Genomic DNA, 23,255 nt, shown 5'->3' with positions numbered 1-23,255 from the left:
AAACATTGTTGAATGACACACCGCTTTCGCGAGCAAGCCCGCTCCCACAGGGTTCTCCTGCGGATTCGAGATCACGGTTCATCCCCGGCAGTCCACCGCCAATTCCCCAGCCAATACGTTAAACTGGCGCCATTGCTGTCTGGAGCTACTTATGCGCGAAGAGTTGAACCAAGGCCTGATCGACTTCCTCAAGGCCTCCCCTACCCCGTTCCATGCCACCGCCAGCCTCGTTCAGCGTCTGGAAGCGGCGGGTTATCAGCGTCTCGACGAGCGCGAGCCGTGGCACACCGAAGCCAATGGCCGCTACTACGTCACCCGTAACGACTCCTCCATCGTCGCGATCAAAATGGGCCGTCACTCGCCCCTGCACGGCGGTATTCGCCTGGTCGGCGCCCACACCGACAGCCCGTGCCTGCGGGTCAAGCCGCAGCCGGAACTGCAACGCCAGGGCTTCTGGCAACTGGGCGTGGAAGTCTATGGCGGCGCGCTGCTGGCGCCGTGGTTCGACCGCGACCTGTCGCTGGCCGGCCGCGTGACTTTCCGCCGCGACGGCAAGGTCGAAAGCCAGCTGATCGACTTCAAGGCGCCGATCGCGATCATTCCGAACCTGGCCATCCACCTCAATCGCGAAGCCAACATGGGCTGGGCGATCAACGCGCAAACCGAGTTGCCGCCGGTGCTGGCACAATTCGCCGGCGACGAGCGCGTGGATTTCCGCGCCGTCATCACCGATCAACTGGCCCGCGAACACGGCCTGAACGCCGACGTGGTGCTCGATTACGAGCTGAGCTTCTACGACACCCAAAGCGCCGCCGTCATCGGCCTGCACGGCGACTTCATCGCCGGCGCGCGCCTGGACAACCTGCTGTCGTGCTACGCCGGCCTGCAAGCGCTGCTGACCGCCGACACCGACGAAACCTGCGTGCTGGTCTGCAACGACCACGAAGAAGTGGGTTCCTGCTCCGCCTGCGGCGCCGACGGCCCGATGCTCGAGCAGACCTTGCGTCGCCTGCTGCCTGAAGGTGACGAATTCGTACGCACCATTCAGAAATCCCTGCTGGTCTCGGCCGACAACGCCCACGGCGTGCACCCCAACTATGCCGAGAAGCACGACGCCAACCACGGTCCGAAACTCAACGCCGGCCCCGTGATCAAGGTCAACAGCAACCAGCGCTATGCCACCAACAGCGAAACCGCCGGGTTCTTCCGCCACCTGTGCATGGCCGAGGAAGTGCCGGTGCAGAGCTTCGTGGTGCGCAGCGACATGGGCTGCGGCTCGACCATCGGCCCGATCACCGCCAGCCATCTGGGCGTGCGCACCGTGGACATCGGCCTGCCGACCTTCGCCATGCACTCGATCCGCGAACTGTGCGGCAGCCACGACCTGGCGCACCTGGTCAAAGTGCTGAGCGCGTTCTACGCCTGCCGCGAATTGCCGTAACGCTGAACTACGGGTTGGCTCGCTCCCACCTTGGAATACATTCTCCAACTGTAGGAGCGAGCATGCTCGCGATGGTCGTCAACGATTACGCTGGGTACCTGACACCCAGCGGCGCCCTCGAGTCCATCGCGAGCGTGCTCGCTCCTACAGAGGGCGAGTGCGGTTTGATTCAACGGGTTTAATTCGCTGAAAACCCACCTAGACTCACGTTATCCCTCCCGACAAGGCTGTCGCCATGATCTCGCTGTCCACCTTCAACTACATGCTGGTCCCGATTCTCACCGGCATGATCCTGCTCGCCATCGGCTTCAACTTCCGCGATAAAAACCTCGGCGTGTTCGCCATGTGGATCGGCATGCTGACGATCCTCGCCACTGTCGTGATCAAGATCCTCGCCAAGCTCAACGAATAAACTCCCACCCGACTCGCATTGATTTTGACGGGCTCGTACACTCGGTCGACCCGTTCACTCCGAGGTTGACCGCCCAGTGCTCGCCCGTCTGTTTGCCCTACCCTGCTTTTTCCTCATCGGCCTGATGCTGCTGTCGATGGCGCCTGCCCAAGCCGCCGGCTTGCCGAGCCTGCTCAACAGTTCGTCCAACACCCAGCCCCAGGCCCAGGAACCCCTTGGGCAATCCCTGGACGAAGTGATCAAGTCACTGGAGAACGACCAGCAGCGCACCAAGCTGCTGGCGGACCTGAAGAAACTGCGCGACGCCACGAAAAAGGCCCAGCCGGCTGCCGAAGAGGGCGTGCTGGGCCTGATCGGCGGGACCCTCGCCAGCTTCGAAAAACAATTCACCGGGGCCGACAGCCCGCTGACGCGCTGGTCCGACGAATTCGATCTGGCCCGTGACGAACTGAACGCCCTGATCCTGCCGGCCAACGAATGGCTGCCGATCATCTTCGCCTTCGCCATGATCCTGATGGTCTGGAGCCTGCTGGCGGCGGCGCTGATCTGGATCAGCCATCGGGTGCGCATGCGCTTCGGCCTGACCGAAGAGCTGCCGCAACATCCCCGGGCGCTGGACTTGCTGCGCTTCGCCCTGCGCAAACTCGGTCCCTGGCTGATCGCGCTGGTCATCACCGTTTACATGAGCTACGCCCTGCCCCCGTCATTGGGCAAGAGCCTGGCCATGGTGCTGGCCTACGCCCTGGTGGTCGGCACCTGTTTTTCGGCGATCTGCGTGATCGCCTTTTCCCTGCTCGACGGCCCGCACCGCCACCGCGCCTTGTACATCCTGCGCCATCAGGCCTTTCACCCGCTGTGGCTGATCGGCAGCTTCGCCGCGTTTGGCGAAGCCTTGAACGACCCGCGACTGGTCAACAGCCTGGGCGTGCATCTGGCCCACAGCGCGGCGACGGTGGCCAACGTGCTGGCGGCGCTGTCCACCGGGCTGTTCATCCTGCGTTTCCGTCGTCCGATTGCCCACTTGATCCGCAACCAGCCGCTGTCCCGGCGCCTGACCCGCCGCGCCCTGAGCGACAGCATCGAAATCCTCGGCACCTTCTGGTTCGTGCCGGCGCTGGTGCTGGTGGGAATTTCGCTGTTCGCCACCTTCGTCTCGGCCGGCGATACCAGCACCGCCCTTCGCCAGTCGCTGATCTGTACCGTGCTGCTGGTGTTGTGCATGGTCATCAACGGCCTGGTGCGCCGCCACGCCCTCAAGCCCCATCGCGGGGTGAAGCGCCACGCGCTGTATTCCGAACGGCTGAAAAGCTTCTTCTATACCCTCGCCCACCTGCTGGTGTGGCTGGCGTTCATCGAACTCGGCCTGCGGGTCTGGGGCATGTCGCTGATCCGCTTCACCGAAGGCGAAGGCCACGAAATCAGCGTCAAACTGTTCAGCCTCGGCGGCACGCTGATCTTCGCCTGGCTGATCTGGATTCTCGCCGACACCGCCGTGCACCACGCGCTCACCCGCTCGCGCAAGGGCCTGGCCAACGCCCGCGCGCAGACCATGATGCCGCTGATCCGCAACGTGCTGTTCGTAGCGATTTTCATCATCGCGCTGATCGTCGCCCTGGCGAACATGGGCATGAACGTAACGCCGCTGCTGGCCGGTGCCGGTGTGATCGGTCTGGCCATCGGTTTCGGTGCGCAATCGCTGGTGGCCGACCTGATCACCGGGCTGTTCATCATCATCGAAGACTCCCTGGCCATCGACGACTACGTGGACGTCGGCGGCCACCTGGGCACCGTCGAAGGCCTGACCATCCGCACCGTGCGCCTGCGGGATATCGACGGCATCGTCCACACCATCCCGTTCAGCGAAATCAAAAGCATCAAGAACTACTCCCGGGAGTTCGGCTACGCGATCTTCCGGGTGGCGGTACCGGCGAGCATGGACATCGACAGCGCGATCAAGCTGATGCGCGACGTCGGCCAGAAAATGCGCACTGATCCATTGCAGCGCCGCAACATCTGGTCGCCGCTGGAAATCCAGGGTGTGGAAAGTTTCGAATCGGGCAACGCGATCCTGCGCGCCCGTTTCAAGACCGCGCCGATCAAGCAGTGGGAGGTGTCACGGGCGTTCAACCTGTCACTCAAACGCCATCTCGATGAAGCCGGGATGGACCTGGCGACGCCGCGCATGAGCGTGCAGGTCATCACCGCCGGCGGTGGTCCGGATCAGACTACGTCAACGCCGACATGAATCGCATCATGCCGCCAGAACTCCAGATCGCAGTCGATCAGCCGCTCGTGCTGATCGTAATTGACCCGGGCAATGCGCAACCCCGGGCTGCCCACCGACACCCGTAGCGCCGCGGCCGCGTCCACCGACAAGGCCGTCGGCACGATCTCGAAACGCACCCGCCCGTAATGCAGGTCGTAGTGCCGCGCATACAGCTCGGTGATCGACTGATTCAGATCGAATTCCAGAATCCCCGGGAAATACTGTGGATTCAGGTAGTGCTCGACGTACAGCACCAGCCGCCCATCGATGCGCCGTGAGCGGCAGATCTGGATCACGCTGGACAGCGCCGGCAACTGCAACCAGGCGCAGACCGCCGCCGACGCCGGCTGCAAGCGCGCGGAAATCACCTCGGTGGAAGGTACCCGCCCCTGGGCGCTGACCATGGCGTGAAAGTGGCTGCGCTGCATCAGGTTGTAAGCCAGGCGCGGCGGCGAGACGAACCAGCCCCGCCGCTCTTCGCGATAGATCTGTCCCTGAGACTCCAACTGCAACAAGGCCTCGCGCACAGTGATCCGCGTCGTCCCGAACAACTCACTCAGTTTGCGCTCGGCCGGCAGTTTGCTGCCCGCTGCCAGCAAGCCGTGATCGAGCTGCTCCTGCAACACCTGGCCAATGGCGGTCACCGCTTTTGTTGCCTCATCACGCATCAACGTTACCTATCTGGACTAGACCAGCACCGTTCCGGGGCAGAACCACACGAAAAACGGGCTCCTTGAGCATCCTGCAAGCGTAGGCAGTGCAGATGACTGTGATGTGACAAGCGACCGAACGGTCGTGTTTTCACTGCGCTTTGAAGCTTGCAATTCATCGGCCAAGCCCCTTGCACAGCGGGGGTTTACCGATGGTCTACGCTTACCGGACACCCGCCAATGCCGGGCAAATAAACGCCGATCCGGGCGACGAACGACATCAAAGTGTCATCAAGGCCCCTTAGATTGGCTCAGGTATTGCTGACCTAGACCAACCACAAACCGCAATCGCAGCGTTGAACACGACCCAAGGAGCTTTGGAATGAAAAAGTTTTTCCTGGCATCACTGTTAGGCTCGACCATTGCCATGTGCACCGCCGCCATGGCGGCAGACGATTTGAAAACCCTGGAAGCCGCTGCGAAAGCGGAAGGCGCAGTCAACAGCGTCGGCATGCCCGATGACTGGGCCAACTGGAAAGGCACCTGGGAAGACCTGGCCAAGAAATACGGCCTGAAACACATCGACACCGACATGAGCTCGGCTCAGGAAATCGCCAAGTTCGCAGCGGAAAAAGACAATGCCAGCGCCGACATCGGCGACGTCGGTGCCGCTTTCGGCCCGATCGCGGTCAAGCAGGGCGTGGTGCAACCTTACAAGCCGACCACCTGGGATCAGGTTCCGGACTGGGCCAAGGACAAGGACGGCAACTGGGCGCTGGCCTACACCGGCACCATCGCTTTCATCGTCAACAAGAAGCTGCTGCACGGCTCCGAAGTGCCAACCAAGTGGGCTGACCTCAAAGGCGGCAAGTACAAGGTGTCCATCGGTGACGTGAGCACCGCGGCCCAGGCAGCCAACGGCGTTCTGGCCGCGGCACTGGCCAACGGTGGCGACGAGAAGAACCTGCAACCGGCACTGCTGCTGTTCGCCGACATCGCCAAGCAGGGTCGCCTGTCGATGGCCAACCCGACCATCGCCACCATGGAAAAAGGCGAGATCGAAGTCGGTGTGGTCTGGGACTTCAACGGCCTGAGCTACAAGGCCAAGATGGCCAACCCGGATGACTACGTGGTGCTGATCCCGTCCGATGGCTCGGTGATTTCCGGCTACACCACCATCATCAACAAATACGCCAAGAACCCCAACGCCGCCAAGCTGACCCGCGAATACATCTTCAGCGACGCCGGCCAGATCAACCTGGCCAAAGGCAACGCCCGTCCGATCCGCGCCGAGCACATCACCCTGCCAGCCGAGGTCAAGGACAAGCTGCTGCCGAACGAGCAGTACAAGAAAGTCACGCCGATCAAGGACGCGGATGCGTGGGAGAAGACCTCCAAGGCACTGCCTCAGAAGTGGAACGAAGAAGTCATTGTAGAGATGAAGTAATGCTTCATCTGTAGGAGCGAGGCTTGCCCGCGAAGAGGGACTGACATTCAACATTTGTGTTGATTGCAAGTCCGCCTTCGCGAGCAAGCTTCGCTCCTACAGGTTTCGATTCCTTAATGTTTCGCGGAGTGTTTGCCCCTATGAAGCACAACGTCATCCTTGTCGTGCTCGACGGCCTCAACCATGAGGTCGCCCGCCACGCCATGGGGCACCTGCAGGCTTATGTCGGCGCAGGACGCGCAGCGCTCTACAAACTGGAGTGCGCATTGCCGGCCCTGTCCCGTCCGCTGTACGAATGCATTCTGACCGGCGTGCCGCCGATCGAAAGCGGCATCGTGCACAACAATGTCTCGCGCCTGTCCAACCAGCGCAGCATCTATCACTACGCCACCGACGCCGGTCTGAAAACCGCTGCGGCGGCCTACCACTGGGTCAGCGAACTGTATAACCGCTCGCCATTCGTGGCGGCTCGGGATCGCCACACCGACGATCCGCAACTGCCGATCCAGCACGGGCATTTCTACTGGAACGATCACTACCCCGACTCGCACCTGTTCGCCGACGCGGAAAACCTGCGCCTGCGTCATGCCCCGAACTTCTTGTTGATTCATCCCATGAACATCGACGACGCCGGGCACAAGCACGGCCTCGACACGCCGCAGTACCGCAACAGCGCGCGCTCGGCGGACATCATCATCGCCGACTACCTGCAAGGCTGGCTCGACGCCGGTTATCAGGTGCTGGTGACCGCCGACCACGGCATGAACAACGACCGCTCCCACAACGGCCTGCTGCCCGAAGAACGTGAAGTGCCGCTGTTCGTCCTCGGCGACGCCTTCAGCTTCAATCTCAGCGCGACACCGAAACAGACCGAAATCTGCGGCACCGTCTGCGAACTGCTGGGCGCGCCCCACGACAAACCCGTGTGCCGGGAGCTGCTCAAGTGAATGCCATGAATCGCGGCAAATGGCTGGCCGCCTTGTGGCTGGTGCCGTTCACCCTGTTCTTTATCGTGTTCGAAATCGCCCCGCTGCTGTGGGTGATGATCAACAGCCTGGAGTCGGAAGAATTCGGCTGGGGCCTGGCCAACTTCACCAAGATCTTCAGCTCGAAGTTCTATCTGCAGGCGATCCAGTACAGCCTCGAGATCAGTTTCTGGTCCAGCGTGTTCGGCATCATCATCGCGGTGCTCGGCGCCTACTCCCTGCGCCGGGTCGACTCGAAGCTGCGCAACTTCGTCAACGCCTTCGCCAACATGACCAGCAACTTCGCCGGCGTGCCTCTGGCGTTCGCGTTCATCATCCTGCTGGGCTTCAACGGCAGCTTCACCATCATGCTCAAGCAGGCCGGGCTGATTCAGGACTTCAACCTGTATTCGAAGACCGGGCTGATCATTCTCTACACCTACTTCCAGATTCCCCTGGGCGTGCTGCTGCTCTACCCGGCCTTCGATGCCCTGCGCGAAGACTGGCGCGAGTCCGCCGAACTGCTGGGCGCCAGCGGCTGGCAATTCTGGCGGCACATCGGCCTGCCGGTGCTGACCCCGGCACTGCTCGGCACCTTCGTGATCCTGCTGGCCAACGCCCTCGGCGCCTACGCCACGGTGTACGCCCTGACTACCGGCAACTTCAACGTGTTGCCGATCCGGATCGCGGCGATGGTCTCGGGCGACATTTCCCTGGACCCGAACCTGGCCAGCGCCCTGGCCGTGGTGCTGGTGGCCTTGATGACCCTTGTGACTGTCGTGCATCAGCTGCTGTTGAAGAGGAGCTACCATGTCTCGCGCTGAATCGGGCCCTGTCGCTATCTATCACCGGGTAGTGGTCTATCTGCTGTTTGCCATCCTGTTGTTGCCGCTGCTCGGCACCTTCATCTATTCGATTTCCAGCAGCTGGTCGGCCACCATCCTGCCCAGCGGCTTCAGTATCAAATGGTATGTGCAGCTGTGGAGCGATCCGCGCTTTCTCCATGCCTTCGGCCAGTCGCTGCTGGTGTGTGTCGGCGCGCTGATTCTGTCGGTGGTGCTGATTCTGCCGCTGTTGTTCGTGGTGCATTACCACTTCCCGAAACTCGATGCGCTGATGAATATCCTGATCCTGCTGCCCTTCGCCGTGCCGCCGGTGGTGTCGTCGGTGGGCCTGCTGCAGCTCTACGGTTCCGGGCCGTTCGCCATGGTTGGCACGCCGTGGATCCTGATCGGTTGCTACTTCACCGTGGCGCTGCCGTTCATGTATCGGGCGATCACCAACAACCTGCAAGCGATCAACCTGCGCGACCTGATGGACGCTGCCCAACTGCTCGGCGCCAGCACCTTTCAGGCGGCGATCCTGGTGGTGCTGCCGAACCTGCGCAAGGGCCTGATGGTGGCGCTGCTGCTGTCGTTCTCGTTCCTGTTCGGCGAGTTCGTGTTCGCCAACATCCTCGTCGGCACCCGTTACGAAACCCTGCAGGTCTATCTCAACAACATGCGTAACAGCAGCGGCCACTTCACCAGTGCGCTGGTGATTTCCTACTTCTTTTTCGTACTGGTCATGACCTGGGCGGCGAACATCTTGAACAAGGACAAAAGCGAATGAGCTATGTCAGCGTCCAACACCTTCAGAAAAATTACGCGGGCACCACGGTGTTCAGCGACATCAACTGCGAGATCCAGAAAGGCGAGTTCGTCACCCTGCTCGGCCCGTCCGGCTGTGGCAAATCCACGCTGCTGCGCTGCATCGCCGGGCTGACGCCGGTGGACGGCGGCAAGATCCTGCTCGACGGCGTCGATATCGTGCCCCTGAGCCCGCAGAAGCGCGGGATCGGCATGGTGTTCCAGAGCTATGCGCTGTTTCCCAACATGACTGTCGAGCAAAACGTCGCATTCGGTTTGCGCATGCAGAAGGTCAACGCCGACGACAGCCAGAAACGCGTGGCCGAAGTGCTGCGATTGGTGGAACTGCAGGACTTTGCCGCCCGCTATCCCCATCAGATGTCCGGCGGCCAGTGCCAGCGCGTCGCCCTCGCTCGCTCGCTGGTGACCCGCCCACGGCTGTTGCTGCTGGATGAACCGCTGTCGGCTCTGGATGCACGGATTCGCAAGCACTTGCGCGAGCAGATCCGTCAGATCCAGCGCGAACTGGGCCTGACCACGATTTTCGTCACACACGATCAGGAAGAAGCCCTGACCATGTCCGACCGGATTTTCCTGATGAATCAGGGAAAAATCGTACAAAGCGGCGACGCCGAAACCCTCTACACCGCCCCGGTGGACGTGTTCGCCGCCGGCTTCATCGGCAACTACAACCTGCTGGACGCCGAGAGTGCATCGAAGCTGTTGCAGCGGCCGATCAACCACCGCATCGCGATTCGCCCGGAGGCCATCCAGTTGAGCCTCAACGGCGAGCTGGACGCCCAGGTGCGCAGCCACAGCCTGCTGGGCAATGTGATCCGCTATCGGGTTGAAGCCCGTGGCGTGGAGTTGGTGGTGGACGTGCTCAACCGCTCGGGCGCCGATCTGCATCCCGATGGTCAGCGCCTGGCACTTTCCATCGATCCGACAGCCCTGCGTGAGGTAGCCTGATGGCTTCGCTGACGCTTAAGAGAGAACTGCACTGATGGCCCTGGCAATTTTTGATCTGGATGAAACCCTGATCCACGGCGACTGCGCGTCGCTGTGGAGCGAACAGATGGTCCGCCTCGGCTGGGTCGACGGCGAATCCTTCCTGCGTCGCGACAAGGAACTGATGGATGCCTACGGCAGGGGACACCTGGCGATGGAGGACTACATGGCCTTCAGCCTGGAACCCTTGATCGGCCGCACGCCGGCAGAGGTCGAGCATCTGGTCGGCCCGTGGGTGGAAGACTTCATCGAACCGATCATCTTCAGCGACGCCACCAAGACCATCGCCGCCCACCGCCAGGCCGGCGACCGCATCCTGGTGATCTCGGCCTCGGGCGTACACCTGGTCGCACCGATTGCCGAACGGCTGGGCATCGACGAGATCCTGGGGATCGATCTGGAAGTGGTAAACGGTTTTTACACCGGCAAGACCGTCGGTACCCTGACCTACCGCGAAGGCAAGATCACCCGGTTGCTGGAATGGCTGGATGCCGAAGAGGAGAACCTGGAAGGCGCGAGCTTCTACTCCGACTCACGCAATGACTTGCCGCTGTTGCAGAAGGTTGACTACCCGCATGTGGTGAATCCCGATCCGACACTGCGCGAACAGGCCGAGAAAGCGGGCTGGCCGATCCATCTCTGGAAATAACCAAGCCCCGATATTCCAGCTCACACAAAATCTTGTGGAAACACCAAACCCTGTGGGAGCGGGCTTGCCCGCGATGAGGCCGGCACATCCAACATCATTGGTGCCTGACACGCCGCCATCGCGGGCAAGCCCGCTCCCACAGGTTTTTCACACAGTTTCTGGTGGTGTCAGGTCAGGCTCGAATCAATCACCAACACCACCTTCCCCGCCACTGTATTGCTCGCCAACTCGGCAAACGCCGCATCAGCCTCTTCAATAGGGAAGGTCTTGGCCAGTTGCGGACTCAAGCGCTTTTCAGCAAACAACGGCCACACATGCTGGCTCAGATCACTGAACAGATCCGCCTTGAACTGATCGCTGCGACTACGCAACGTCGAGCCCAATAGCTGCACGCGCTTGGACAAAATCTGCGCCAAATCCAGCTTGGCCTCACGACCACCCATCAACCCGATCAGCACCCAACGACCGTCGACAGCCAGCAGCTTCACGTTCAGCGCGGCATAGTTGCCACCCACCGGATCGAGAATCACATCGAACGGCCCCAGCTCGCGCAGTGCCTCCATATCATCCGTGCGCACCACGCCGCCCTGGGCGCCGAGTGCTTCGCAGTAGGCCAGGCGCTCGGCGGAGCCGACACTCACCCAGCACGGGTTGCCGAACGCCTTGCACAGCTGAATGGCGGCTGAACCGATGCCACTTGCTCCGGCATGCAGCAGAACTTTCTCGCCCGGTTTGAGCGACGCCAGTTGAAACAGATTCAGCCACACCGTCGCATAGACTTCCGGCACCGCCGCGGCTTCGGCGAGCGTCATTTCGTCGGGAACCGGCAGCACGTGCCGTCCGTCGACAACCACCTCTTCGGCCATCCCGCCCCCGGCCAGCAAGGCGCAAACCCGGTCGCCCACCTGCCAGGAAGAGCCCGGCCCGACCTCGCTGATCACCCCCGAACACTCTAGACCGAGCACCTCGCTGGCACCCGGTGGCGGTGGATAAAGACCGGCCTTCTGCAACAAATCGGCGCGATTGAGTCCCGCAGCCGCCACTCGAATACGAACTTGCCCCGCATCGCATGCAGGAGCGGGCTGTTCTACCCACGCCACTTGACCGTCAACGCCTTGCAATGCTTTCACAGTGCCTCCATAGTGAGTCTGGACTGAGCCCGAAGCGCTAGCGCCGGGCTTTTTGCATTATGCGACCGGCTCTTGTGGAACCGGCGACTTCAAAGACGGCCTAATATGCGTTATCAATTGTCCCCGCGTCGAATCAACATGAAGCGTTTGTTCCCCAGCACTGCCCTCGCCCTTTTCATCGGTATCGGCCTGCTGCCGTTGTCGAGCAGCTCCTTTGCAGCCAACAGTTGGGACAAGCTCCAGCCCGATCGTGACGAAGTCATCGCCAGTCTGAATGTCGTGGAACTGCTCAAGCGCCACCACTACAGCAAGCCGCCGCTGGACGATGCGCGCTCGGTCATCATTTACGACAGCTACCTGAAATTGCTCGATCCGTCGCGCAGCTATTTCATGGCCAGCGATATCGCCGAATTCGACAAGTGGAAGACCCAGTTCGACGACTTCCTCAAGAGCGGCGACCTCAACGCCGGGTTCACCATCTACAAGCGCTACCTGGACCGCGTAAAAGCGCGTCTGGACTTCGCCCTTGTCGAGCTGAACAAAGGCGTCGACAAGATCGACTTCACCACCAAGGAAACCTTGCTGATCGATCGCAAGGACGCCCCTTGGCTCAAGTCCACCGCTGAACTCGACGACCTGTGGCGCAAGCGCGTCAAGGACGAGGTTCTGCGTCAGAAGATCGCCGGCAAGGATCCCAAGCAGATCCAGGAAACTTTGATCAAGCGCTACAAGAACCAGTTGGCGCGCCTGGACCAGACCCGTGCCGAGGACATCTTCCAGGCGTACATCAACACCTTCGCCATGTCCTACGATCCGCACACCAACTATCTGTCGCCGGATAACGCGGAAAACTTCGACATCAACATGAGCCTGTCCCTGGAAGGGATCGGCGCCGTGCTGCAGAGCGACAACGATCAAGTGAAGATCGTGCGCCTGGTGCCGGCAGGCCCGGCGGACAAGACCAAACTGGTCGCTCCGGCCGACAAGATCATCGGCGTTGCCCAAGGCAACAAAGAAATGGTCGACGTGGTGGGCTGGCGCCTGGACGAAGTGGTCAAGCTGATCCGTGGTCCGAAAGGCACCGTGGTGCGCCTGGAAGTGATCCCGGCCAACAATGCGCCGAACGACCAGACCAGCAAGATCGTGCCGATCACCCGCGAAGCGGTGAAGCTCGAAGACCAGGCCGTGCAGAAGTCGGTGCTCAACCTCAAGCAGGATGGCAAGGACTACAAGCTCGGCATCATCGAGATCCCGGCCTTCTATCTGGACTTCAAGGCGTTCCGCGCCGGTGATCCGGACTACAAGAGCACCACTCGCGATGTGAAGAAGCTGCTGACCGAACTGCAGAAAGAGAAAGTCGACGGCGTGGTCATCGACTTGCGCAACAACGGCGGCGGCTCCCTGCAGGAAGCCACCGAGCTGACCAGCCTGTTCATCGACAAGGGCCCGACCGTGCTGGTGCGTAACGCCGACGGCCGTGTCGACGTACTCGAAGATGAAAACCCGGGCGCCTTCTACAAAGGCCCGATGGCGTTGCTGGTCAACCGCCTGTCCGCCTCGGCTTCGGAGATTTTTGCCGGCGCCATGCAGGACTACCACCGCGCGCTGATCATCGGCGGCCAGACCTTCGGCAAGGGCACCGTGCAGACCATCCAGCCGCTGAACCATGGCGAGCTGAAACTGACCCTGGCCAAGTTCTACCGCGTATCCGGCCAGAGCACCCAGCACCAGGGCGTACTGCCGGACATCGATTACCCGTCGATCATCGACACCAAGGAAATCGGCGAAAGCGCCCTGCCGGAAGCCATGCCATGGGACACCATCAAGGCGGCGATCAAGCCTGCGGTCGACCCGTTCAAGCCGTACATCACTCAGCTCAAATCCGAGCATGACGTGCGTACTGCCAAGGACGCTGAATTCGTGTTCATCCGCGACAAGCTGGCCCTGGCGCAAAAGCTGATGTCGGAAAAAACCGTCAGCCTCAATGAAGCCGAGCGTCGTGCACAACACGCCGACATCGAAGCCAAGCAACTGGCCATGGAGAACATCCGTCGCAAGGCCAAGGGCGAAGAGCCGCTCAAAGAGCTGAAGAAGGAAGACGAAGACGCCGCGGCGGCCGAGCCGGACAAGGTCAAACCGGAAGACGACGCCTACCTGAGCGAGACCGGGCGTATCCTGCTGGACTACCTGAAACTCAACACGGCGGTGGCCAAGCACTGAGATGATGGCAATTTAGTGCTGACGCTCCCCGGATCGTCATCAAACAGTCATCATCCTGTCGTGAAATAAAGGACTGGGCATGCTCTCTTAACAAGAGCCCGCCCGGTCCTTTTTTTATCGCCAGAGAATGCCATGACCACAACCGAACAGCTGAGTGCGTTGAGCTCAATTCTGACTCAAGGCGGCTTGCACAGCCTGTTCCAGCCGATCATCAGCCTCTCTGAACGACAGATTCTGGGCTACGAAGCCTTGAGTCGCGGCCCGTCCAACAGCCCGCGGCACTCCCCCATCGCCCTGTTCGCCGTCGCCCGTCAGGCCGGTCGCCTGAGCGAACTGGAAATCGCCTGCCGACAGAGCGCCTGCCGCCGTTTCAGCGAACAGCAACTGCCCGGCAAACTGTTCCTCAACGTGTCGCCCGAATCTCTGCTCGAGTCGTCGCATCAGCCCGGCCGGACCCTGCAACTGCTGCAGGACTACGGGATTCCGCCGAGTCAGGTGGTCATCGAACTCACCGAACAGACGCCGATCGACGACTTCCAGCTGCTGCAAAACGCGCTGCATCACTACCGGGCGATGGGGTTTTCCATTGCGCTGGACGACCTCGGCGCAGGTTATTCGAGCCTGCGCCTGTGGTCCGAATTGCGCCCGGATTACGTGAAGATCGACCGGCATTTCATCGACGGCATCCATCAGGATGCGCTCAAGCGCGAATTCGTCGGCTCGATCCTGCAGATCGCCAAGGCGTCGCGGGCGCAGGTGATCGCCGAAGGCATCGAATTGCCGGAAGAACTGGCGGTGCTGACGGAAATGGGCGTCGATCTGGTTCAGGGTTATTTGCTCTGTCGCCCGCAGGAACATCCGTCACGGGATGCACGCAGCCTGATGCCGAGGCAGGACAACACCGCTGTGGTCCTGAGCGAAGAAGCCAGCGACCTCAGCGCCCTGCTCAACGATCAACCCGCCGTGGGCCGCGACACACCGACGGCGACCGTGCTGGAAGCCTTCCGCCGCCAAGCCAACCTGAACTCGCTGGCGGTGCTGGACGAGCACGGCCAGCCCTGTGGCATCGTCCATCGGCATTCACTCTCGGACGCCCTGCTCAAGCCGTTTGCCACCGACCTGTTCGCCCGCAAACCCATCAGCCGCTTGATGAGCGATGACTTTTTGGCCGTGGAGATGAGCCAATCGCTGCAACAGGTCAGCCGCCTGATCACCAGCCGCGCCCGGCAGCGGATCGAAGAAGATTTCATCATCACCCTCAACGGCGGCTATCTGGGCCTGGGCCGGGTGATTGATGTGCTCAAGCTGATCACCGAACTGAAGATCCAGCAGGCCCGCTACGCCAACCCCCTGACCCTGCTGCCGGGCAACGTGCCGATCCAGCAATGCCTGACGCGGCTGCTGCAACAGCAAAGGGAGTCGGTGATTTGCTACGTGGATATCGACAGCTTCAAGCCCTTCAACGATATCTACGGTTACGGCCGTGGCGACGAAGTGCTGCTGTGCCTGGCACAGTGCCTGAACGACCGCGTCGACCCGTCCCGGGATTTCGTCGGCCACATCGGAGGTGATGATTTCCTGCTGGTGCTCGGTCCGGAGGATTGGCGCAAACGTTTGAACCAGCTGCTGGAAGACTTCCAGGGCCAGTGCCGGCGCTTCTATCGCAGCGAACACCTCGAAGCCGGCTGCTTCATCGCCCCCAACCGCCAGGGCGTGCGTCAGGAATTCCCGCTGCTGTCCCTGTCCATCGGCGTGGTGCACTTGCACCCCGATACCTGCACCTCGATCGATGCCAGCCAACTGGCGGAAATGGCTTCCCAGGCCAAACACCACGCCAAGAATGTGCCGGGTTTTAGCGTGCATGTGATTGATAGTCTGGTGGCGTCGGTGCGTGAGGTTGAGATGCTCGAAGGGCATCGGTGACCCACCTGACGCCTTCGCGGGCAAGCCTTGTTCCTACAGATTTGCGCGCTTGAACAAGCAATGAGGACATTGTGGCGAGGGGGCTTGTCGAAACGTCGCACCGCCCCGTTGGGCTGCGAAGCGGCCCCAAAAAGATGGGACTGCTGCGCAGTCCAACGGGGGCAAGCCCCCTCGCCACAGGTATGTGTCCTGCTTGTATTGCATTGCACCTGTAGGAGCGAGGCTTGCCCGCGAAGAGGCCGGCTCGATCAACACAAATGTCCGGCGTTAACTACTCGGTAGCCATCCGCCGCAACCGCCGCCTCACCACATCCAGCACATCACACCCATCGCGCAACGGAATGGCGAGCAGCAGGGCAAAGTCGCTGAGGATGAAGGATTCGCATTCGACCGAGCCGCGCATGGAGAGATTCTCCAGGACCTCCGTCACGGCACGAATTCGATAGCCGGCCGCGTCCATCAGGGCATCGAGCGGGGCGTGGGTGTCGACGAACAGCGTGGGCATGTCGTTGCAGTTGCCGGTCATGGCCATGTAGCGGTTGTCGGGGTCGGGGTTTGGCTTTTCGTAGGGCGGATCGGGAGTCAGTGTTTTCATCGATTTATTCCCAACGTAGAGATGGATGACGCCCACCATCGCTTCCACGCAATGGGTGGCGGCTGTGCACAGGTGTGGAAGACCGGGACGTTAGGCACCCGGCGCGCTCGAAAGCGCCCCGCGCACAGCCACCATGAAACACCGACGATAAAACGCCGAACAGGTGGCACTTGATGCGCCTAACGATACAGGGCTTCCACACCCTGCCACTGAATATGCAGTGACATCCCAAAGGCTATCGTCGAGCACAACGCACCACCAGTTCATGGACTTCGCTACAACTTGAAGGAAACCTCCTACGACGCCGAGCGCGACGGACTTTGCTGGCATTCAGAGGGAAAAGAAGCCAGACAAAGACGAAGATCGCGTAGGGCAATTCGCCAAAGCGCGAACGGGACGTAGGAATGCACACTACGTCCCACAGATCTTTCAGAAAAATCGTCATTACTTCATTGAATCGGGCAAGGGCATCGGTGACCGGCCTGACGCCTTCGCGGGCAAGCCTCGCTCCTACAGATTTGCGCGTTTGAACAAGCAATGAGGACATTGTGGCGAGGGGGCTTGTCGAAACGTCGCACCGCCCCGTTGGGCTGCGAAGCGGCCCCAAAAAAAAGGCCTGCTGCGCAGTCCAACGGGGGCGAGCCCCCTCGCCACAGGTATGTGTTCGGCTTGTATTGCGCTGCACCTGTGGGAGCGTGGCTTGCCCGCGAAGAGGCCGAGCCAGACAGCACAGATCTTTCAGAAGTCGCCGTTACTTCATCGAGTCCCGGGCAGCCAGTTCTTCGAGCTTGATCTGCGCCAACGGATGCCCGGCCTTCACCGCAATGCCCCAGAAGCGTGCTGCCTCAACGGGGTCTGGCGCCTTGCTCGGGCTGCCGGCGAGGCTGATCACCCCCACCTGATAGGCCGCCTTGCCATCGCCAGCCAATGCCGCCAGGCGCAGCAGGCGAATGCCTTCTTCTCGGGCGCCCAGGCCGACGCCGCGAAAGGTCAGGATGTGGCCATAGAAGCTCTGGGCGTCGACATCGCCCAGGTTCGCCATGCGCGCGAACTGGCCTTCCATCCAGCTCCAGATACGGGGCTGTCGTACGAACCACGGCCAATGAAACAGCCGGCGCGCCAGCCAGTAATTGACCCGCGCCTTGAGTCGCAGAAACACTCAGGCCTCCGCCGATTCGGGGTACTCGTACTCGAACACCCGCACCACTTCCGAGGCATGCCAGGACGCCGCCGCGACCCCGTCGGACGGCCCGGAAAACCGCCCCAGACGCTCGACACATTCAAAGAAACCGGTGCGCGGCAAACGACTGGCGCCCTGGCTGATCACCAGCGAACTGCGCAACGGCTGTTCGGCCCGGGCATCCAGCGCCGCCAGATGCTCCAGCGCGGCAGTCAGTGTCTGCATGGCCGGCGTGGGCAGCTGCAAACGCTCAAGCAGCGCCCGATAGGTCAGGAGGTGACGCTGACGGCGCGCCTGATCCAGCTCGCCCAGCAATCCGTCCCAGTGTTGACGACTGATGCGTACGCTCACGATTCTTCCCTCCACCCCGGCACCGTCATTTCCCAGGCCAGACTGCGGCGAATCGCGGCGTCGGGCTGACGCTCGCCACTTTCGATCATGGCCAGATAAGACGGGCTGATGCCTACCGTGCGCGCCAGCGCCTCGATGGCGATGCCCTTCCCTTCGCGCAAACTGCGTAGTTGATCAAGACCTGGAAGAATCGGGTCCTGAGTCGTCGACTGCGGCGCCGGAGCCAGGACCGGAGCCGGGTGCGACGGTGCTTCGTTGATGCCTGCTGCCTTGAGTAACGCCTGATACTGAGCCCACGGCAGAACCGCGTATTCGGGTTCGCCTTCGCGTGTAATTATCTGAATATCCATGACTACCCCGTAGGACAAAAACACTTAGCGAGTCGGCACTTTTCCCTAGAAGTGTAATCCTAACAGCGGCTAAGGTCGCGGGGGGTATCTATATCTGGTTCAGGGTTGAGCAAATTAGCGCTTTTTCGGCCCCTGAACCTGAAGTTGTTCGCGAGTTGCAGGCAGGCGCTCCACAACTACAAGCTTCTCCGGCGACTGGCGTTTGCGCCAGGTGCGAAAGGCTGTGAGTTCATCGTCCAGGACTTTCATCAGCCAACCCAGAACGGCGATGTCATCTAGCATGCCGAACATGGGCAGGAAATCCGGAATCGCATCCACGGGACTGAGAAAGTACATCAGCCCGGCCACCACCGAGACGATTGCCTTGGGACTGATCGCCCGATACTCGCCACGCCAGTAGGCAAGGCACAGTGCCTGCAGCAGGCGCAGATCGTCCTTGAGCTTGCCCAGCCGATTACCTTGGCTCGCGCCCTTGGCGGCCACGGCGAACAACAGTGTGGGCAAGCGCCCACGTGCCAGCAGGCGCCCGGCCAATGGCAGAAAACGAGCAAAATTCCAGGGTGCTTTCATGGGATCCTCCCGCTGAAATGTTATCCACACAAATTGTGGATAACCTTGTGAACAGAGCTGCATTTCACGGCTGAAAGCCCCGCAGCATAAGGGCTGAGCTTAGATCGGGCGTTTTTTACTCATCAAAAAAACCCCAATATTTCATTGACTTGACGGTCAGACGCGGTTAACCGGTCCTACATTGGCTAGGACTTCAGCCTACAGCATCTGTTCGTTTTGTTTACCTTTGCCGAGTATCAGATACAACAACGCCCCGCATGAGCGAGGCGTTGTTTTGAAGCAGGCGCCGATTACTTGGCGACTTCTTCTTTGCTTGGATCTTTGATCGCCAGCAGTTCCAGGTCGAATACCAGCACCGAGTTGGCCGGGATTGCCGGGCTTGGGCTCTGTGCGCCGTAGGCCAGTTCGCTAGGAATGTACAGCTTGTACTTCTCGCCGACGTGCATCAGTTGCAGGCCTTCGACCCAACCCGGGATCACACCGCTGACCGGCAGATCGATCGGGCTGCCGCGCTCGACGGAGCTGTCGAAAACGGTGCCATTGGTCAGCTTGCCGGTGTAGTGAACGGTCACTACGTCAGTCGGCTTCGGCTGGGCGCCATCGGCTTTCTTTTCCACTTCGTATTGCAGGCCGGAAGCGGTGGTTACGACACCTGCTTTCTTGCCGTTTTCTTCGAGGAATTTCTTGCCGGCGGCTGCCGACTCTTCACTCATCTTGGCCATGCGCTCTTCGGCACGTTTTTGCAGTGCGGCGAAGGCTTCAACCAGTTCTTCGTCCTTGAGCTTCTGCTCTTTCTTGCCGACGGCGTCTTCGATGCCCTGGGCTACGGCTTTGGAATCCAGATCATCCATGCCTTCCTGAGCCAGGCTCTTGCCCATGTTCAGGCCAATGCCGTAGGAAGCTTTTTGCGCCGGGGTTTTGAGCTCTACGCTGGTTTGCGAGTCGCAACCCGCGAGTACCAGGCTAACCAGGGCCACCGCCGCCGCCAACCGATGCTGTTTCATGCTATTTCCTTGTTCATTCGCCTAAAGGGCAATCGAGTAAAGTCGCGAGCTTATCAGGCGGCCACGACCAATGGCTACCGGGATAAGAGACGTATATTTGCGATAAGTTCAGGTGTTTAAACGCTTTTCGCAGTGTAGATGATGAAACTTCTGTCATCCGACTCTGACAGGGAAAGTTTCGCAACCCGCAAATCTGGCGTGATGGCCACTTGCCGCTCAACTTGCGCTCAGGCATAACGGAAGAATAAATCGACAAGGATGTTCATCTTGCGCCTCTTCTTCCGCTTGCTGATTCTGATTGCTTTGTTGCTAGGCGTTGCTCTGGCGGTAGTCCTGTATTACATCGCCAACCCCAAGCTACCGCTCTGGACTCCGCCCCAGCAGGTGCATTACCTGGATCAGTGGAGCGCGGACGACCGCCAGACCTATTACTTCACCCCTCAAGGCACGCAGGTCAAAGGCTTGCGTTATGACTGGTTCACGGTGCTCGAATTGCCGTTCTCGCAAGACCGCTTTGCCGCGCCGGAATATCTGGCCCGTTTCGGTTTCCTGATCGACCCCAGCCAAAAGCCTACAGAAAACAACCCGGGAAATTTGCCAGTCGGCTTCGCGCGTCATCAGAATCCCGGCAGCACGGATACATTTCTGGATATTACCTGCGCCGCCTGCCACACCGGCGAGCTGCGTTTCAAAGGTCAGGCAGTGCGTATCGACGGCGGCACCGCTCAGCACGTTTTGCCTTCCAGTGTTCCGACATTAAAAGGTGGCAGTTTCGGACAGGCTTTGGTCGCAAGCCTGGTGTCGACGTACTACAACCCCTGGAAATTCGAGCGTTTCGCCCGCAAGGTCCTGGGCGCCGACTACGACGCGCGCCATGAGTTACTGCGCAAGCAATTCAAACATTCCCTGGATACCTTCGCGAAAGTCGCCTGGAACGACACCCACCGCGGGCTCTACCCGACAGAAGAAGGCCCGGGACGCACCGATGCCTTCGGCCGCATCGCCAACGCCACTTTCGGCGACGCCATCTCCCCGGCCAACTATCGCGTGGCCAACGCCCCGGTGGACTATCCGCAGCTGTGGGACATGTGGACATTCGAATGGGTGCAGTGGAATGGCTCGGCCAAGCAACCCATGGCGCGCAATGTCGGTGAAGCGCTGGGCGTGGGCGCCACCCTGAATTTTTTCGACAAGAACAGACAGCCGCTGATGGGCGATGACCGTTACCCGTCCAGCGTTCGCGTGCGCGATTTGCACCTGATCGAACAAACCCTGCAACGCCTGGAACCGCCCGCCTGGCCGGAAGCGCTGCTGGGCGCCGTCGACAAACCTTTGGCCGCCAAGGGACGCGCTCTTTTCAGCGAAAACTGCGCCGGCTGCCATGTGCCTCCCGTGACGCAGGACGAAGGGCGCTTCGTGCAACACCTGAAAATGATTCCGGTGGAACACATCGGTACCGACCCCAACGCCGCCGACAACATTGCCAACCATCGCTATGACCTGACGGCGCTGCAATGGAATCAACAGGAACTGGCGAATCTCGACGTCGAGCCCAAGCCCACCGCTCCGCTGGATCTGAGCCAGATGTCGGTGGCCAAGGGCCTGGCATATGTCACGGCGTTCGTGGAGAACCGCGCCTATCGCGACGCGGGCGTTACCCCGGCCGAGCGGCCGGAAATGGACGGTTTCGGCCTGCCGATCGGTGTCCGCGAACTGCGCGCGTACAAGGCCCGACCGCTGGCAGGCGTGTGGGCCACGGCGCCGTTTCTGCACAACGGTTCGGTGCCGAGCATTTATCAACTGCTCTCGCCGCAGGATGAACGCGCGACCACGTTCTACACGGGCACCTTCGAATACGATCCGCTGCATCTGGGTTATCGCACCGAAGCCTTCACCAATGGCTTCCTGTTCGACACGCGTATCAGCGGCAATCACAACAGCGGCCACGAATTCCGCGCCGGCAAGCTCGGCAATGGCGTGATCGGCCGACCGCTGCAACCGCAGGAGCGCTGGGCGCTGATGGAATATCTGAAAGTGCTGGGCGGCCCGCTCGAGTCGCAATTGCCGTGACCTTTAAAACGCTGCAAAAGGATGACCGCATGTTGAAGTCCCTCTGGCTAAGCCTGGGCGCTTTTCTCGGCAAGACGCTGCTCTGGCTGCTGGGGCTTGGACTGCTGGGCTGGGCGCTGGCGACGGCGTGGTTCGCCTGGCAACACCGCGGGCCGGTGTCAGCGCAGGAGCTGATTCCCGAGGGCGAGGCGGCGATGACTCAGGGGATCATTCAGACCGCCGTGCGCATCGTCGATCAGCACCGGGAAAACACCCGCTATCTGCGCGATGCCCACGCCAAGGCCCACGGCTGCGTGAGGGCGCAAGTGCAGGTGCTGCCGGATCTGGCGGCCGAGCTGCGCCAGGGTGTGTTCAGCGAGCCGGGGAAAACCTGGCAAGCGACCATGCGCCTGTCCAACGGCAATGCCTACCCGCAGTTCGACAGCATCCGCGATGCCCGGGGCATGGCCCTCAAGCTGCACGATGTGCCGGGCAAGCAGCTATTGAGCGATCAACCGCAGCGAACCGAGCAGGATTTCGTGATGTTCAGTCATCCGAACTTCTTCGTCAGCGATGTGGCCGAGTATCGTCAGAATGTGGCCGCGCAGGCGGCTGGTAAAAAGATAATGGCGTTCTTTCCGCATTGGGATCCGCGCACGTGGCAGGTCCGTCATCTGTTTATCGCGCTGGCCACGCTCTCCCCTGCGCCGGATAGCCCGACTCAGACGACCTACTTTTCGGTGTCGCCCTACAAGTTCGGCGAGGCCAATGCGAAGTTCAGGGTAATGCCCGATCCGCAGAGCTGCCCCGCCTACACGCCGCCCGAACAGAACCAGAAGCTGCCGAATTTTTTGCGCAGTGCGTTAAATCAACAGTTATCCACAGATCGATTGGCGGCGTGCTTTGTCCTGCAGATCCAGCGTCAGGACGCAAACAAGTACATGCCGATCGAGGACACCAGCATTGAATGGCGTGAAAGTGATGCGCCGTTCGAGACGGTTGCGCGAATCACATTGCCGGCGCAGGACTTCGATTCACCGGCGCAGAACCTGCAATGCGACAACCTGTCGTTCAACCCATGGTTCGGGATAGAAGCGCATCGGCCCATTGGCGGGATCAACCGGCTGCGCAAGGCGGTGTATGAGGCTGTGAGCGATTACCGGCATGCGCGTAATGCCGAGCAATAAATGCAGCGCGCCTAATCCAATACTGTGGGAGCGAGCCTGCTCGCGATGAACGTTAACGATGACGCGGGCATCCTGACAGCCAGCGTTATCGTTGACGTTCATCGCGAGCATGCTCGCTCCTACAGGTCTATCAAATCCCAGACAACAAAAAGCCCGCACTAGGCGGGCTTTCCGTGTGGTGACCTGGCGTTCAGTGTTCCAGGTTACCGAATATGGCGCAGCGGACGGGA

At 60.8% G+C, this 23,255-nt stretch carries 21 protein-coding genes; 13 read left to right on the top strand and 8 right to left on the bottom strand.

The annotated features are described in order from the left end of the window. Positions 1-151 precede the first annotated feature (151 nt). From ACW9JE_RS16890 to ACW9JE_RS16880, 3 genes are all read left to right on the top strand, one after another. Complete coding sequence (locus ACW9JE_RS16890) at positions 152-1,441, top strand: M18 family aminopeptidase (protein ID WP_150772629.1); 1,290 nt, start codon at positions 152-154, stop codon at positions 1,439-1,441. A 235-nt stretch (positions 1,442-1,676) separates the two neighbouring features. Beyond that, a complete protein-coding gene (locus ACW9JE_RS16885; protein WP_224540377.1) occupies positions 1,677-1,853 on the top strand; it encodes a hypothetical protein in 177 nt (58 codons plus the stop codon). A 76-nt stretch (positions 1,854-1,929) separates the two neighbouring features. Then, positions 1,930-4,098: a mechanosensitive ion channel domain-containing protein gene (locus ACW9JE_RS16880; RefSeq protein ID WP_457433376.1), complete on the top strand. Its 2,169-nt coding sequence runs from the start codon at positions 1,930-1,932 to the stop codon at positions 4,096-4,098. Here ACW9JE_RS16880 and ACW9JE_RS16875 read toward each other — a convergent pair. After that, complete coding sequence (locus ACW9JE_RS16875; RefSeq protein WP_457433375.1) at positions 4,074-4,787, bottom strand: UTRA domain-containing protein; 714 nt, start codon at positions 4,785-4,787, stop codon at positions 4,074-4,076. The genes ACW9JE_RS16880 and ACW9JE_RS16875 overlap by 25 nt on opposite strands. Positions 4,788-5,151: 364 nt before the next feature. Between ACW9JE_RS16875 and ACW9JE_RS16870 the strand changes: the two genes are divergently transcribed. From ACW9JE_RS16870 to ACW9JE_RS16845, 6 genes are all read left to right on the top strand, one after another. Continuing rightward, complete coding sequence (locus tag ACW9JE_RS16870; protein WP_457433374.1) at positions 5,152-6,216, top strand: ABC transporter substrate-binding protein; 1,065 nt, start codon at positions 5,152-5,154, stop codon at positions 6,214-6,216. A gap of 140 nt (positions 6,217-6,356) precedes the next feature. Beyond that, complete coding sequence (locus ACW9JE_RS16865; RefSeq protein ID WP_457433373.1) at positions 6,357-7,163, top strand: alkaline phosphatase family protein; 807 nt, start codon at positions 6,357-6,359, stop codon at positions 7,161-7,163. Positions 7,164-7,168: 5 nt separating this feature from the next. Continuing rightward, the gene (locus tag ACW9JE_RS16860; protein ID WP_457433377.1) at positions 7,169-8,005 is read left to right on the top strand and encodes an ABC transporter permease; all 837 of its coding nucleotides are present in this window, start codon (positions 7,169-7,171) and stop codon (positions 8,003-8,005) included. Next, positions 7,992-8,792 (top strand): ABC transporter permease, encoded by an 801-nt coding sequence (locus tag ACW9JE_RS16855; RefSeq protein WP_457433372.1) that lies wholly within the window; start codon positions 7,992-7,994, stop codon positions 8,790-8,792. Before ACW9JE_RS16860 ends, ACW9JE_RS16855 begins: the two co-directional genes overlap by 14 nt. Then, a complete protein-coding gene (locus ACW9JE_RS16850; protein WP_224540363.1) occupies positions 8,789-9,778 on the top strand; it encodes an ABC transporter ATP-binding protein in 990 nt (329 codons plus the stop codon). The genes ACW9JE_RS16855 and ACW9JE_RS16850 overlap by 4 nt, the downstream gene beginning before the upstream one ends. 34 nt (positions 9,779-9,812) lie before the next feature. Continuing rightward, a complete protein-coding gene (locus ACW9JE_RS16845; RefSeq protein WP_457433371.1) occupies positions 9,813-10,466 on the top strand; it encodes an HAD family hydrolase in 654 nt (217 codons plus the stop codon). Between the two features lie 167 nt (positions 10,467-10,633). Here the strand turns inward: ACW9JE_RS16845 and ACW9JE_RS16840 are convergent, their stop codons facing one another. Beyond that, positions 10,634-11,596 (bottom strand): zinc-binding dehydrogenase, encoded by a 963-nt coding sequence (locus ACW9JE_RS16840; protein WP_457433370.1) that lies wholly within the window; start codon positions 11,594-11,596, stop codon positions 10,634-10,636. A 138-nt stretch (positions 11,597-11,734) separates the two neighbouring features. Here ACW9JE_RS16840 and ACW9JE_RS16835 point away from each other — a divergent pair, with 138 nt between their 5' ends. Next, positions 11,735-13,816: a carboxy terminal-processing peptidase gene (locus tag ACW9JE_RS16835; protein WP_457433369.1), complete on the top strand. Its 2,082-nt coding sequence runs from the start codon at positions 11,735-11,737 to the stop codon at positions 13,814-13,816. A gap of 132 nt (positions 13,817-13,948) precedes the next feature. Beyond that, positions 13,949-15,739 (top strand): bifunctional diguanylate cyclase/phosphodiesterase, encoded by a 1,791-nt coding sequence (locus ACW9JE_RS16830; RefSeq protein ID WP_457433368.1) that lies wholly within the window; start codon positions 13,949-13,951, stop codon positions 15,737-15,739. Positions 15,740-16,010: 271 nt separating this feature from the next. Here the strand turns inward: ACW9JE_RS16830 and ACW9JE_RS16825 are convergent, their stop codons facing one another. The 6 genes from ACW9JE_RS16825 to ACW9JE_RS16800 all read right to left on the bottom strand — a co-directional run bounded on the left by ACW9JE_RS16825 (position 16,011) and on the right by ACW9JE_RS16800 (position 19,789). Next, complete coding sequence (locus tag ACW9JE_RS16825; RefSeq protein WP_457433367.1) at positions 16,011-16,334, bottom strand: hypothetical protein; 324 nt, start codon at positions 16,332-16,334, stop codon at positions 16,011-16,013. Positions 16,335-17,085: 751 nt separating this feature from the next. Beyond that, complete coding sequence (locus ACW9JE_RS16820) at positions 17,086-17,493, bottom strand: SEL1-like repeat protein (protein ID WP_224541356.1); 408 nt, start codon at positions 17,491-17,493, stop codon at positions 17,086-17,088. After that, positions 17,494-17,865 carry a hypothetical protein gene (locus ACW9JE_RS16815; RefSeq protein ID WP_007898892.1) on the bottom strand — a complete coding sequence of 124 codons (372 nt, stop codon included), beginning with the start codon at positions 17,863-17,865 and terminating at the stop codon, positions 17,494-17,496. It abuts the gene before it with no gap. Next, positions 17,862-18,215, bottom strand: a complete 354-nt coding sequence (locus ACW9JE_RS16810; protein ID WP_224541354.1) for a helix-turn-helix domain-containing protein — start codon at positions 18,213-18,215, stop codon at positions 17,862-17,864. The genes ACW9JE_RS16815 and ACW9JE_RS16810 overlap by 4 nt, the downstream gene beginning before the upstream one ends. A 114-nt stretch (positions 18,216-18,329) precedes the next feature. Continuing rightward, positions 18,330-18,785: a YkvA family protein gene (locus ACW9JE_RS16805; protein ID WP_224541352.1), complete on the bottom strand. Its 456-nt coding sequence runs from the start codon at positions 18,783-18,785 to the stop codon at positions 18,330-18,332. Between the two features lie 290 nt (positions 18,786-19,075). After that, positions 19,076-19,789: an FKBP-type peptidyl-prolyl cis-trans isomerase gene (locus ACW9JE_RS16800; RefSeq protein WP_224541350.1), complete on the bottom strand. Its 714-nt coding sequence runs from the start codon at positions 19,787-19,789 to the stop codon at positions 19,076-19,078. 267 nt (positions 19,790-20,056) lie between these two features. Between ACW9JE_RS16800 and ACW9JE_RS16795 the strand changes: the two genes are divergently transcribed. Beyond that, the gene (locus ACW9JE_RS16795) at positions 20,057-21,859 is read left to right on the top strand and encodes a di-heme-cytochrome C peroxidase (protein WP_457433366.1); all 1,803 of its coding nucleotides are present in this window, start codon (positions 20,057-20,059) and stop codon (positions 21,857-21,859) included. A 29-nt stretch (positions 21,860-21,888) separates the two neighbouring features. Then, entirely contained in the window at positions 21,889-23,025 is a 1,137-nt protein-coding gene (locus tag ACW9JE_RS16790) for a catalase family protein (protein ID WP_457433365.1), read from the top strand. Positions 23,026-23,255: the final 230 nt, after the last annotated feature.

This window comes from Pseudomonas sp. SDO55104_S430 (assembly GCF_054070595.1).
The sequence above is the reverse complement of the archived record's forward strand: the minus strand, read 5'-3'. Positions and strand labels throughout refer to the sequence as shown.